Genomic DNA, 13295 nt, shown 5'->3' on the forward strand with positions numbered 1-13295 from the left:
CAAACCAAAACAGCGGCAAAACCCGCAGCGAAAAAAACAGCGACCAAGCGCGCGGCGCCCGCGAAAACGACAACGTCCAAAACGGCTGCCGCAAAACCTGCTACCCGCAAGCCAGCGGCCGCGAAGGCGGCATCAAAGGCACCAGCTGCAGCTGACGGCAAGCCAGAAACCTTGGCTACGCCGCGAGGCGGTCAGAAAGATGACCTGAAAAACATCAAAGGCATCGGCCCAAAAATTGAAGGCATCCTCAATGGAATGGGCATTTACCATTTTGATCAGGTTGCTTCATGGGGGCGCAAAGAGGTGAAGTGGATCGACGCCGAATTGTCTTTTAAAGGGCGCATTGATCGTGAGAAATGGATCGCGCAAGCCAAGGCGTTGGCTAAGGGCAAATAGGGCTTTTCGTTGAGGATTGTTTTGTGAAGCCGAAACCTCTCGTTTCGGCTTCTATTATTTTAGCATATTGCTGTTTGTGTGCATCACGAATTCTGCGATGGCGCCCATTTCCTCTGAGTTTTCAAGCAACGCAGGCGAGCCTTCGCCCTCAATTTCCAGCGAAATAGCATCTGGACGCCGGGTAAGCATTCGTTGATATACATCCGCCCGTAACAGGTCTGTGTTTCTGGTGCGCATCATCAACAGGGGCACCTGGCCTAAACTGTCAAACATTTCCCAATTGGCATTAAGCACGTCATCATTGTCGAATGCGTCCAATCGTTCCATCAAGCGCCAGTCAAACCGGGGGACCAATCGACGCCGTTTTTTGTCCCAAGTGTGTGTGCGCCCACTAATGCTGTCTAGTTTCCCTGCGCCCAAAGAGGGATAGTCTGCACCCAAAATTTGTCGCATGGCATGCAATGCATCTTCATGGTTGCGAATTTTTGCGAGAAATTTCAAATTGTTGCGGAGCCGAACAAGACCTTGTGCGCTGATCAAGGCGCCCGCATCGCAAAGGATCGATGCTGCAATGAGCATCGGGTTTTTAGCACCAAGGGCCATAATGACCTGCCCACCGTGGGACTGCCCGAACCATATTGCTTTGTGAATGCCCAATGCACGGCACATTTCTACCATATCAGACGCATCGTCTAATGTTGAGTATTCATCGGCCTTTGGCGCGTATGACGCTTCTCCTCGGCCCAGCAAGTCTACCCGAACGATTGGCCAGTTTTTTTGCGAAAACTCAGAGAATTTCTCGGCAAAGGCAAAGAAATCGCTCATATTACGATGATAGCCAGAAATGCAAACAATCGGCAGACGCGAAGCATCGTCGAAATCGCCGCACATGCGCACCGCGATTTTTCGCGATCCATTGCGCACGCTGATCATGCGCGATGTCGCGTGCTCGTTCCGAACTGCTAGATCTAGATCCATGAAACCCGATATATCAACAAATGAGACAAGTGAACAGTTAAGAACCTTGCGGCCACTGGTTAGTCAATGGTGCGCAGAAACTTGGCCATCTGCAATCGATTGTCGCCAAGACGCAGTTTGTAAATTTGATAATTGGCCAACACTTTTTGCACATAACCACGCGTTTCGGTGAAAGGAATGAGCTCAATCCAAACCACAGGATCAACATTGGCAGACCTCGGGTCGCCATATGCTTTGAGCCACTTGTTTACATTTCCAGCGCCGCCATTGTATGCCGCAGCCGCAAGGACCAGTGAACCATCATAGCGCTTTAGCTGGGCCTTTAGGTAAGTTGAACCAAGCAATGCATTGTAGGCTGGATCACTTGTCAGTTTTGAGGGCGAATAGGATAGGCCTAGTTTTCCAGCGGTTTCCTTGGCTGTGCCTGGCATAAGCTGCATGAGGCCCCGTGCGCCAGCGTGGCTGATTGCTGTGCGATTGAATTTGCTTTCTTGTCGGGCAATTGCATAAATCGCCGCATTGTCGACATCAGCGAGTTTGTGCCGTGGCAAACCGTCTTTTGGGAACGCGAAGAGATCAAGTCCAACACCACGACTATTCGCCACATCCGACATTTGAATGGCTAAATCGTGGGCATCGATGTCCTGCGCCAACCGCGCCGTTAGAAGCATTTCCCCGGCGTCCTTGACCTGATAAATCAGTCGAGTTGTGAGCGGGCGGGCAAACTCAAATGCTTTGTTGGCTTCAAACAGCCGAATGGCCCGCACAATCTCGCGTTGATTGAACGCTGCCTCGCTTTGCTGCCAACTGGGCATACTGCGCAACGATACTGTTTCTTTGCCCAACCGAACCATCGCTAGCTGCCCATAGTAATACTGATTAAACATCGCCGCTTGCTGGAAGTGGGCAGTTGATTGCCCCTGATCGCCCAGTTTTGCATAGGCACGGCCCAACCAATAGTGTGACTTGGATGCACTTGTTGCCAGCGTTGACATGCTGGCCATTTTTTTGAAGTGTCTTACCGCTACGTCGGCTTGACCCAAAAATTCTAATGCGATCCAACCTGCGTGAAAACTGGCGTCAACCAGTCGCCCTTCAGGGCCATTGGTGTATCCCGCAGATGCAAGATAGGCTGTTTCAGGTTTCCCGACGGCCAATAGCTGGCGTGTCAGCAAACGACGCTCGTACCACCACAATTGCGCCTGAGGTAGGGTACCCGTGGCTTTGTTCAGTTCAGCCACAGCCGCGCTAATGGCACCATTTTGCCGTAACCGTTGAGCGTTCGCAAAGTAAAACAAAGGGTGATTGCGCAAACTTGGATCAACCCGATCCAACAAGCTTGCCGCATTCTGTTGTTTGCGCGAAACAGCAACGCGCGCGACCACAAGGCTGCGCTGGGCGCTGGTCAACTGGTCCATTATTCGCTCAGCACCGCTGGCGCGGTCGTGCATCAACAAACGTAGGGCACGGGACCAATGATCGTCTCGCGTCAGCAACCGCCCATAGCGCGCCTTCAAATCATCTTCGACTTCGCGCGTCAAAAAATTATTGACCCATACCGATTTAATAATCCGACCGGCACGCTCAACTTGGCCATCTTGCACATATGCGTCTGCAAGGGCGATTTGAGCATCCAAGGTATTGGGCATTGAACCGCCCAAAAGCGCGATTGTGGTTTTTGAATCTGCTGGGCTGCTGGTCAGCGCCTGTTCCATGCGGATTTTGTAGGTTTTGACCGTTGCAAAGTGTGGAGCGTCTTCTTGAAAGCGCAACACGGTATCGTGATCAACCTTGCCATTGCCAAAAAAAATGGCCGCCCACTGGATGGCCCGGCGCTCAACGTCATTGTCGATGCTGCGCGCCGCGCCGTAAGCTTCAACAAAGTCGCCCTTGCTCAAGGCGGCGAGGGCGTTTTGGAAGCGTTGGCTACCTTTTTTACTTGTAGTTTGGCTGGTGTTGCCAATGGAGCTTGTAACTGTGTTGTCGATTTGCTGTTGCGCGAAAGCTGGTGCGTGTTGCGAAAGCGAAGCGGCACAGGTGAGCGCTGCGAAAGCGCGCAGAAAGCTTTTTGAAAATGTTGGAACCGGTCTGGGCATTTAATGATCCATAATGTGTACGCAAAACAAAACTCAATGATTGTGAAGCCCCCTGAACACAATCAATATCCGAACATAATTCATTAAGGTGAATGATCAGTTTAAAGCCTGCGCACAAACGTCCCATTTTCACCATTGCCGACTTGCGGCCATAATCAACTGACATTATGTTCAACAACTTCGGCACTTTCAGGTTCAAATTGCGGAAATTATTTGACCTTTTGACGACAACATGTTGTCAACAGTGCGTATTGATTTGAGTGAGAAGGGAAACTTCGATGTTTCGTGGTTCTATTACAGCGTTGATCACGCCATTTCGCGATGGTGTAGTTGATGAATCTGCGTTTTCTCGTTTTGTTGATTGGCAAATTTCTGAAGGAACTAAGGGATTGGTGCCTGTTGGCACCACCGGTGAGTCTCCAACAGTCAGCCACGCCGAGCACGAACGCGTAATTGAGATCTGTGTAGAAACTGCAAACAAACGGGTGCCGGTGATCGCCGGCGCTGGGTCAAATTCAACTCAAGAGGCAATTGGCTTCGCCCAATTTGCGCAAAAAGTCGGCGCCGATGCCATCCTGTCAGTATCGCCCTATTATAATAAGCCAAACCAAGATGGTCTGTTCGCGCATTTTTCTGCGATCGCCAACGCGACCGACTTGCCAATGTTCTTGTACAACATTCCAGGCCGTTCGATTGTTGATATCAATATCGACACCATGGTGCGATTGCGTGAAGCCTGTCCAAACATTGTCGGTGTAAAAGACGCAACAGCCGATATGGCCCGCATGTCATTGCAACGCCATTACTTGGATGATGATTTTATCCATTTGTCGGGTGAAGACATTTCTGCGCTTGGTTACAACGCACATGGCGGGCAGGGCTGTATCTCGGTCACCTCGAATATCGCGCCCAAACTTTGCAATGAAATGCAAGAAGCATCGCTGTCGGGCGATTTTGCCAAAGCATTGGCAGTTCAAGACAAGCTGGCGCCATTGCACACCGCATTGTTTAAAGATCCAAATCCTGTGCCCGTTAAATATGTGGCATCGCGTTTGGGGCTTTGCGAAGCCGATGTTCGCCTGCCGCTGACATCCATCTCGGCCAGCACAAAAGCAACTGTGGACGCAGCGCTTGCACATGCGGGGCTAGTGTAGGTCCAAATGGCCGCAAAAAAAGTCAAAGACAAAGCAATATCGGGTTTGGTGGCTGAAAACCGCAGAGCCCGCTATGATTATGAAATTCTGGATACTGTTGAGGCAGGGTTGGTGCTCGAAGGCACTGAGGTCAAATCACTGCGTGTTGGCAAAGCCCAAATCACAGAAGCCTACGCTACGCCAGAAAATGGCGAAATCTGGCTGATCAATGCTCACATCCCTGAATATTTGCAGGCCAATCGTTTCAACCACAATGAACGCCGCAAACGCAAACTTCTCTTGTCGAAAAGAGAAATGAACCGCTTAATGGGCGCTGTGGAAAAGCACGGCAATACCATTGTGCCGCTAAAACTCTATTTCAACGAGCGCGGTCGGGCCAAAATACTGATTGGCTTGGGCAAAGGTAAAAAGTCTCACGACAAACGCCAGACTGAGCGTGATCGGGATTGGGCGCGCCAAAAGTCGCGCGTAATGAAAGACCACGGCTAGACGGCGCTTTACTTCCCCACGATCTCTCTGACCCGTGCAAAGATGTTTTCAAACATCTCTTCGGTCAAACGACCTGTGTTCGTGTTGTAGCGCGAGCAATGATAGCTATCGATGAGCAAAGTGCCGTTGGGCAGCTGATGTTCGTTGCCGTGCCCAAACGGGAAGTCTTTCTTTTTGACATCAAACAAGGTCAAAAAGGAATTATGCGCAATGCCACCAAGCGCCACAACGCACTGAACAGATGTGGTTTGCTCCACAGTTGCGCGCAAGAACGGGCGGCAATTGTTGATTTCTGCGCCTATTGGCTTGTTCTCGGGCGGCACGCAACGCACGGCGTTCACGATTATCGCATCGGTAAGTTCTAAACCGTCTTCACGCGATTTGCCGTAATTACCTTTGGCAAAATCAAATTTCACCAGTGTTTGGTAAAGCAAGTCACCCGCCCAGTCGCCGGTAAACGGACGACCGGTTCGGTTGGCTCCTTTAAGACCGGGAGCCAATCCAACAATCATCAGTCGAGGTGAGGGGGCGCTCCAATTTGGCACAGGAGCATTGTGCCAGTCAGGGTATTTTTGACGCGCGTCATTAAGATACGAAACCAGCCGCGGGCATAAGGGGCAGTCCAGTGGCGGATCCGTATCTTGCAATTTTCTCATACAACCTGAATTCGGCGTGTCTTAGCTAGAAGACTCGCTTGTGGTGTCGCGACCAACAGATTTTGCCAAGTCAGCAATATCCATGAAATAGTCCGCTTGGCGACGAAGATCATCTGAGATCATCGGCGATGCGGTTGCTTTCGTGGAAACAACAGTCACTTTTTTGCCGCGTTTCTGCAGTGCAGCAACAAGGGCTGTAAAGTCACCGTCTCCGGAGAACAACACCAGGTGGTCATAGTGATCTGACAATTCTAGAGCATCGATGGTAATTTCGATGTCCATATTGCCTTTGATTTTGCGCCGACCTTGAAAGTCCACAAATTCCTTGGCGGGCTTCGTGACAACCGTATAACCGTTGTAATCCAACCAATCGATAAGGGGGCGAATGGATGAATATTCTTGGTCTTCAACAAGCGCTGTATAATAATAAGCACGAAGAAGGTAAGCTTGGCTCTGGAATTCAGCCAGCATACGACGATAATCTAACTCTGCGCCCAATGCCTTTGCGGTGGCATAAAGATTGGCACCGTCCATAAACAGGACAATTTTTTCACTCGGATCAAACATTAAGCAAATTTGCCTTACTCTGCGTCAACAAGCAATATTAGCTTGTCACTTTTGACATAATATTACCATATGATTCGGTATAAGCTCGCACTCCGCAAAGTTTACCAGTTTTAATACGCAAATCACACTACTTTGGTTCTGTGCACTTCTTAGATCAATTCGTATGAGTGAGTCGATGACGAATCATTGAACAATGCAGAGATAATTAGCCTCTTGTAATCAATTTCCCTTTGTTGTAAGCACACCCGTCTATACATTTAGTTCTGGAGAACCCACTTTGGCACGCGTCACAGTTGAAGATTGCATCGAAAAAATTCCAAATCGGTTCGAATTGGTATTGCTTGCGTCACACCGCGCACGTTTGGTTTCATCAGGTTCACCGATCACAGTTGATCGGGACAATGATAAAAACCCAGTTGTTGCGTTGCGTGAAATTGGCGATGGAACGATCTCACCTGGTGACCTCAAAGAGGACCTGATTCACTCACTTCAAAAATATGTTGAAGTTGATGAGCCAGAACCAGAAACAGCGCCAATGATTGAAAGTCGCGGCGATGATGACGACGGCATGGTCTTTGACACAATGAGCGAAGAAGAATTGCTGCGCGGCATCGAAGGCCTTGCTCCACCAGAGCGGCGCGACGATTGATCTTGCACAAGATACCGACTTACAGCTAGATTCAAGGCGTCGATTTCGGCGCCTTTTTCGTGAATATACTCCACTTGCCAAACAACCGGAGCAGCGCAAAGCCCCATGATGCGTCAATATGAGCTGGTCGAGCTCGTACAAGCTTACAATCCGAACGCTGACGAGGCCCTTTTAAACAAGGCCTATGTCTATGGTATGCGCAAGCATGGATCCCAATTCCGCGCGTCTGGTGACCCCTATTTCGCCCACCCTTTGGAAGTTGCCGCAATTCTAACAAAGCTGCATCTTGATGATGCAACGATTGCCGTGGCGCTTCTTCACGATACAATTGAAGACACAGACGCGACGCGAGCTGAAATCGATCAGCTCTTTGGGCATGAAATTGGCGCGATTGTTGACGGCTTAACCAAAATTGATCGACTGAATCTAACGTCACGCCAAGAAGCTCAAGCTGAAAACCTACGCAAACTGCTGCTCGCTATTTCAGAAGACGTGCGGGTATTGTTGGTCAAATTGGCGGACCGCTTGCACAATATGCGCACGCTTGATTTTGTGCCGGAGCACAAACGGCGTCGCATCGCGCAAGAAACAATGGAAATCTATGCGCCACTTGCTGGGCGCATGGGGATGCAAGACATGCGTTCTGAACTGGAAGATCTGTCTTTCAAAACGCTTCATCCCGAACATTACGCAGCAATTTCCGACCGCCTTGCAGACTATGAAGAAGAGAATCGCAAAGTTGTTGACGAGATCCGTCTTGAGCTTGCGGCGCGTTTTGTCGAAGAAGGTATTCTCGCTGATGTCTCTACGCGTCTAAAAGCGCCGTTCTCGATCTTCAGAAAAATGGAACGCAAGTCCATTGGCCTTGAGCAACTCTCAGATATTATCGGATTTCGGGTCGTCGTTGACGATGTAGCAAAATGCTATCAAACGCTAGGTGTTGTGCACACCACATGGTCTGTCGTGCCAGGGCGGTTCAAAGACTACATCTCTACCCCAAAACAAAACGACTATCGCTCTATTCATACAACAATTGTAGGCCCGAGCCGACAGCGGGTTGAACTGCAAATTCGCACAAAAGCAATGCACCGGGTCGCAGAACTCGGCATCGCTGCCCATGCTTTATATAAAGAGGGCATTTCAGGCGACATGAGCCGACTTGAAAAGGAAAGCCGTGCATACGGCTGGCTGCGGTCAACGATTGCCCATTTGACTGAGGGCGATAATCCTGAAGAATTCCTTGAGCACACAAAGCTGGAATTGTTCCAAGATCAAGTGTTCTGTTTTACCCCCCGCGGACGCTTGATTGCCTTGCCACGCGGTGCCACTTCCATTGACTTTGCCTATGCGGTGCATACTGACATTGGCGAAACATGCGTTGGCTGTAAAATCAACGGCACCGTGATGCCGCTCAACACCCAGCTTCGCAATGGTGACGAAGTTGAAATTGTGCGCGATCCAGACCACACCCCGCCGCCGAACTGGGAAAACATCGCCATTACCGGCAAAGCGCGCGCGGCTATTCGCAAGTCCTTGCGGCACGCATCTCAAGAACGCGCCTATTTGCTGGGTCAGCAGATATTTGAAGCAATTCTCGAGCGGGAAGCCATCGTGCTCGACAAAAATGAAACAGACAAATTGCTTGCTGCAACGCATGTCAGCAATTTGCGCAATCTCTATATTGCATTGGGCGAAGCAACGGTTGCAGGTGACGAATTGATTAAACAAATCGACATTATTCGTGGCGCCGAAAAAGACAAAAAACGCAAGCCTTTCGATCTGCGCGTGGGCACGTCTGCTGACGGTTGGTTTTCGTTGGCGGAAGGCGTTGGGTTTAAGTTTCGTGTGCCCGGTGGCCAAAACCTACCTGCCAGCGTTGCGTTGACGTTTTCAAACCTGGACTTTTCAACACCAGTCACCATCGCCCCAGAAGGCGTGTTGCCAGGGGACCGTTTGGTTGGCATCCTAACCAACGAAAAAGTGCTTACAATCTATCCAATTGTTTCCGAAGCATTGCTCGCTTATCACGAGCAAGAGGTGCTTTGGGTCGACGTGCTTTGGGATCTAGCCGACGATGATAGGTCAGCATATCGTGCGGTTTTGGCCGTGCAATCTGTCAATAAACCCGGCATTCTGGCTCAGGTGACCTCTGCAATCGCAGCAGCTGGGGCAAACATCTCCAACTTGCTTTCTCGGTCCGCGGCGGTAGATTTCAACGAGATGTTGTTTGAACTTGAGTTAACCGATATCACCCAACTAAATGATGTAACCGCCACATTGATGCGTATTGTTGGGGTGGCCAAAGCCGTAAGGGCTTCGTCCGCTGAAGCCGAGATTATGCAGAATATGAGTAAACAATACCAACAGCTTGAGCTAGGAGAGTAGAGGATGAACAAAGAAGAAGTGCTTGACGTATTTCGTTCTTGCGGGGCAATTTTGGAAGGACATTTCATCCTATCGTCAGGGCTGCGTTCACCCACATTCCTGCAAAAGCAGCGTGTGTTCATGCATGCCGACAAAGCAGAAATCTTATGCAAAGCGCTTGCAGATAAAATCATTGCTCAAGGATTTGGTGATGTCTCGCAAATCGTATCACCGGCCATTGGCGGTATTATTCCCGGTTATGAGACTTCCCGTCACCTTAAAAAACCAGCCATTTTCACCGAGCGCGTAAATGGCAAGTTTGAATTGCGCCGTGGCTTTGAAGTGCAACCGGGCGAAAAAGTAATCGTTGTTGAAGACATCGTATCAACCGGTCTTTCAATACGTGAGTGCGTGGATTGCTTAAAAGAACTGGGCGCAGATGTTGTGGCCGCCGCTTGTCTTGTTGATCGCTCCGATGGCGAAGCGGACGTTGGTGTGCCGCTGGTTGCTTTGACGGGGTTCAAAGTGCCAGCCTATGCGCCAGATGATTTGCCACCAGAATTGGCGGCGCTGCCGGCAGTCAAGCCAGGTAGCCGGGGCCTAAAGTAGGAACATCAAAACGTGATTATTGGCATGGGCAATGATATATGTGAGATCGCGCGGGTGGAAAAAACACTTGCGCGGCACGGCGAGCGGTTTACGCAGCGCTGTTTCACACAAATCGAACGTGCCAAATCTGATCGACGTAAACAACGCGCGGCAAGTTATGCAAAACGTTTCGCCGCAAAAGAAGCCTGCGCTAAGGCGCTTGGCACGGGCATGTCGCGTGGCGTCTTTTGGAAAGACATTGGCGTAATCAATTTGCCCTCGGGAAAGCCAACCATTCAACTTGAAAACGGTGCCCGACGAGCTCTAGAGCGACTTGTACCTGACAACCATGATGCCCATATCCACATCACCATCACAGATGATAACGGCATGGCGCAGGCATTCGTTATCATCGAAGCTATTGCAGTTTAGGCGTTTTGCGCCGATAAGACGCCAAACAAAGACGAGAATGTAGGACAAAATGACAGATAAAAGCGATTCAAAGCTAAAAGCAAAGGGTCAGCCCACGGTCAAGAATGAGATTTGGGAAACCGTTGTTGTTTTGCTCCAAGCTCTTTTGATTGCGCTGGTCTTTCGCAGTTTCTTGTTTCAACCGTTTTCTATTCCTACGGCATCGTTGCAGTCAAATCTGTTGATCGGCGATTACATTCTCACATCAAAATACACATACGGTTATTCCAAATACTCGTTCCCATTCGAGATTATTCCCATGAGCGGCCGCCTCTTTGGGCGCGCACCAGAGCAGGGGGAAATTGCGGTTTTCCGTCCTGTCCCCCAATCAGTGGATTACGTGAAGCGTGTTGTTGGCTTGCCCGGCGATACGGTTCAAATGAAAAATGGCGTTCTACACATTAATGGCACAGCGGTCAAAAAAGAACGTGTTGGAACCCTTATCGATACGGACAGCTACGGTGTTTCCATCCCGGTTATTCAATATCGCGAAACTTTGCCGAATGGTTCAAGTTACATCGTGCAAGAGATTTCAGATAATCAAGCGCTCGATAATACAGCGGAATATAAAGTCCCAGCCGGCCACTACTTTATGATGGGCGACAACCGCGATCGCTCAGCAGATAGCCGCGTTCTGCGCTCTGTGGGATATGTGCCTTTGGAGAATTTCATTGGGAAAGCCGAAGTCCGGTTCTTCTCTATCAAAGATAATATCAATCCATGGCAGATCTGGCGCTGGCCGGGTAATGTCCGCCTCGACCGCATGTTCCAATCTGTTTATCAATGAGTAAGCAAAGCCACGCCTTAGACGAATTGGAAACCAGAATTGGCTACCAGTTCAGAGATACATCTTTGTTGCAGAGGGCAGTGACGCACTCCAGTGCTGTTGCGCCCACAAGACGCACACAAAACTCATATCAACGGCTTGAGTTTTTGGGTGACCGGGTGCTCGGCCTTGTGGTGGCCGATAGGCTTTTGCGCGACAATACGGGCGCCAACGAAGGTGGCCTGTCCCGCGCGCTCAACTCAGTCGTGCGCAAAGAAAGCTGTGCCGAAGTTGCCCGCAAGCTTGATGTGGGACCAGCGCTCATTCTGGGGCAAAGCGAAGCCAAAACGGGCGGCGCGAGCAAAGAAGCCATTTTGGGTGATGTGTGCGAAGCAATCATTGGTGCGCTATATGTTGATGGCGGACTAGAGACAGCGCGAGCCTTTATCGAAAAACGGTTCTCCAAATTCATAAAGGCAGGAACCGAAGGCCGCGGCGACGCAAAGACCAGTCTGCAGGAATGGGCACAATCACGCAGCTTGAGTTTGCCCGAATATGTGGAGGTTGCCCGCAACGGGCCAGACCACGCGCCAGAATTTACAATTGAAGTCCGTATAGACAAACACGAGCCTGCTTCATCAAGCGGGAAGTCAAAGAAATTTGCCGAGCATGAAGCCGCGAGCCTGTTTTTGGTGCGCGAAGGCATTTGGAGTGAAGATGACGAATAGTCAGGACAATGAAACAGAACAGCAGGACACCAGGTGCGGGTTTGTTGCGCTTGTTGGTGCGCCAAACGCGGGCAAGTCAACGCTGCTTAATGCGCTAGTGGGCACCAAAGTGTCCATTGTTACGCACAAAGCGCAAACAACCCGCGCACAAGTTCGTGGCGTTGTTACGCTTGAAAAAGAGCAAATAATCTTCGTTGATACCCCTGGCATTTTTAAGCCAAAACGTCGTTTGGACCGGGCTATGGTCCATTCCGCTTGGAGCGGCGTCGGCGATGCGGATTTGGTTGCGCTGATCATTGACGCAAAGCGCGGGCTTGTTGACGAAGTTGAACGGCTCATCGAGGGCCTCGCCAACTACAATCAACGCAAGGTCTTGGTGCTCAACAAAATTGACTTGCTGCCTGAAGATCAGCGCGAGCAGCGCTGCCAAGAAATTATTGATGGCTTGAATTGGCAGGGGCCGGTATTTTCAATTGCAGCGATTAGCCGACTGGGTGTTGAGCCTATTTGTGGTGCGGTTATGGAGTATGTTGAGCGATGCAATGAGGCCGAGCGAGAGGATGAATCGCTTCGCGATGCTGAAACTGAAAAACAGCACCAAATGCAGGCTGAGTCTCGTGAGCGGATACAGCAGCTGGCCGCTGAGCGAAAAGCGGCTCGTTTATTGGCTAAGGAAGCCGGTGAGGCTGACGATGACGACGACGATTATGATGTCGAAGTGGTTTATGAGCGCTAGTCACTTGTGTGGTTAAAGGTAAGATAACAAAAGATGGAATCGATTTCGGCAAGAAAAAAACTAACAGCAACTCGTCGTTGGGTAGTGAAAATCGGTAGTGCGTTATTGACCAACGGTGGTAAGGGTTTGGCGTTAGAGGCCATCGCTGACTGGACGGCACAGATGTCGGCTTTACGAGCCCAGGGTATTGAGTTGGTGTTGGTGTCTTCTGGTGCTGTAGCAGAGGGGATGACTCGGCTTGGGTGGAGTGAGCGCCCGCAGGCATTACATGACTTGCAGGCCGCGGCAGCGGAGGGTATCGAGTTGGAAAATGCCGATGAACTGCGCGAGCTGATCCGAGCCGATCGGAACTTCACAATGGATCGAGAAGAGCCAGCCACCGAAGGCGCCGCGCCTGGCGGCGGTGCACGGCGGTTCCGGTATAACCCGCAGACTGGTCAGTTGGAGCCGCAATAATGACGACGATCGTCGAAATCGATGGCATCGGTGAGATCGAGTTTCCCGACTCAATGTCGCAGGCGCAGATATCGACCGAAGTTCAGCGTATCGCCGGCGGCGCGTCTGGCCGCAATGCAGCGATGCAGCCGAACATGGCGGTGGATCTCTCGCGTGGCCGGATGACGCAGGACCAGATTGCATCGAACACGCCGGGACCGC

At 50.6% G+C, this 13295-nt stretch carries 15 protein-coding genes and 1 pseudogene; 12 read left to right on the forward strand and 4 right to left on the reverse strand.

Annotation, left to right across the window (positions count from 1 at the left end; translation table 11 throughout):
• Window positions 1-396, forward strand: a pseudogene (locus Q0231_RS03180) (hypothetical protein); the annotation flags it as partial.
• A gap of 54 nt (window positions 397-450) precedes the next feature.
• Here Q0231_RS03180 and Q0231_RS03185 read toward each other — a convergent pair.
• Both Q0231_RS03185 and Q0231_RS03190 read right to left on the reverse strand, forming a co-directional pair.
• The gene (locus tag Q0231_RS03185) at window positions 451-1374 is read right to left on the reverse strand and encodes an alpha/beta hydrolase (protein WP_299344980.1); all 924 of its coding nucleotides are present in this window, start codon (window positions 1372-1374) and stop codon (window positions 451-453) included.
• A 59-nt stretch (window positions 1375-1433) separates the two neighbouring features.
• On the reverse strand, window positions 1434-3470 hold the full coding sequence (locus tag Q0231_RS03190; protein WP_299344983.1) for a lytic transglycosylase domain-containing protein: 2037 nt from the start codon (window positions 3468-3470) through the stop codon (window positions 1434-1436).
• 278 nt (window positions 3471-3748) lie between these two features.
• Between Q0231_RS03190 and dapA the strand changes: the two genes are divergently transcribed.
• Window positions 3749-4624, forward strand: coding sequence for a 4-hydroxy-tetrahydrodipicolinate synthase (dapA, locus tag Q0231_RS03195; protein WP_299344986.1), 876 nt, complete (start codon window positions 3749-3751; stop codon window positions 4622-4624).
• A 6-nt stretch (window positions 4625-4630) separates the two neighbouring features.
• Window positions 4631-5113, forward strand: a complete 483-nt coding sequence (smpB, locus tag Q0231_RS03200; protein ID WP_269392010.1) for an SsrA-binding protein SmpB — start codon at window positions 4631-4633, stop codon at window positions 5111-5113.
• Window positions 5114-5121: 8 nt separating this feature from the next.
• Here the strand turns inward: smpB and Q0231_RS03205 are convergent, their stop codons facing one another.
• Both Q0231_RS03205 and Q0231_RS03210 read right to left on the reverse strand, forming a co-directional pair.
• On the reverse strand, window positions 5122-5769 hold the full coding sequence (locus Q0231_RS03205; protein WP_299344992.1) for a uracil-DNA glycosylase: 648 nt from the start codon (window positions 5767-5769) through the stop codon (window positions 5122-5124).
• A 21-nt stretch (window positions 5770-5790) separates the two neighbouring features.
• A complete protein-coding gene (locus Q0231_RS03210) occupies window positions 5791-6336 on the reverse strand; it encodes an NYN domain-containing protein (protein WP_269392008.1) in 546 nt (181 codons plus the stop codon).
• A gap of 277 nt (window positions 6337-6613) precedes the next feature.
• On the opposite strand from Q0231_RS03210, the gene rpoZ reads away from it, so the two are divergent.
• The 9 genes from rpoZ to Q0231_RS03255 form a co-directional block, all read left to right on the forward strand.
• A complete protein-coding gene (rpoZ, locus tag Q0231_RS03215) occupies window positions 6614-6985 on the forward strand; it encodes a DNA-directed RNA polymerase subunit omega (RefSeq protein ID WP_269392007.1) in 372 nt (123 codons plus the stop codon).
• Between the two features lie 105 nt (window positions 6986-7090).
• On the forward strand, window positions 7091-9370 hold the full coding sequence (locus Q0231_RS03220; protein WP_269392006.1) for a bifunctional (p)ppGpp synthetase/guanosine-3',5'-bis(diphosphate) 3'-pyrophosphohydrolase: 2280 nt from the start codon (window positions 7091-7093) through the stop codon (window positions 9368-9370).
• Between the two features lie 3 nt (window positions 9371-9373).
• On the forward strand, window positions 9374-9958 hold the full coding sequence (gene pyrE, locus Q0231_RS03225) for an orotate phosphoribosyltransferase (protein WP_299344997.1): 585 nt from the start codon (window positions 9374-9376) through the stop codon (window positions 9956-9958).
• Window positions 9959-9970: 12 nt separating this feature from the next.
• Window positions 9971-10369, forward strand: coding sequence for a holo-ACP synthase (gene acpS / locus Q0231_RS03230; protein WP_269392004.1), 399 nt, complete (start codon window positions 9971-9973; stop codon window positions 10367-10369).
• A 49-nt stretch (window positions 10370-10418) separates the two neighbouring features.
• Entirely contained in the window at window positions 10419-11195 is a 777-nt protein-coding gene (lepB, locus tag Q0231_RS03235) for a signal peptidase I (RefSeq protein WP_269392003.1), read from the forward strand.
• A complete protein-coding gene (gene rnc / locus Q0231_RS03240) occupies window positions 11192-11902 on the forward strand; it encodes a ribonuclease III (protein WP_299345003.1) in 711 nt (236 codons plus the stop codon). Before lepB ends, rnc begins: the two co-directional genes overlap by 4 nt.
• Window positions 11892-12638 carry a GTPase Era gene (gene era, locus Q0231_RS03245; RefSeq protein WP_299345006.1) on the forward strand — a complete coding sequence of 249 codons (747 nt, stop codon included), beginning with the start codon at window positions 11892-11894 and terminating at the stop codon, window positions 12636-12638. Before rnc ends, era begins: the two co-directional genes overlap by 11 nt.
• A 33-nt stretch (window positions 12639-12671) precedes the next feature.
• Entirely contained in the window at window positions 12672-13094 is a 423-nt protein-coding gene (locus tag Q0231_RS03250; RefSeq protein WP_299345009.1) for a hypothetical protein, read from the forward strand.
• The coding region (locus Q0231_RS03255) for a hypothetical protein (RefSeq protein WP_299345012.1) at window positions 13094-13295 on the forward strand (202 nt) is incomplete at its 3' end. The genes Q0231_RS03250 and Q0231_RS03255, both read left to right, overlap by 1 nt.

The sequence above is a fragment of the uncultured Maritalea sp. genome (assembly GCF_937139385.1).
Taxonomy (GTDB): domain Bacteria; phylum Pseudomonadota; class Alphaproteobacteria; order Rhizobiales; family Devosiaceae; genus Maritalea; species Maritalea porphyrae_A.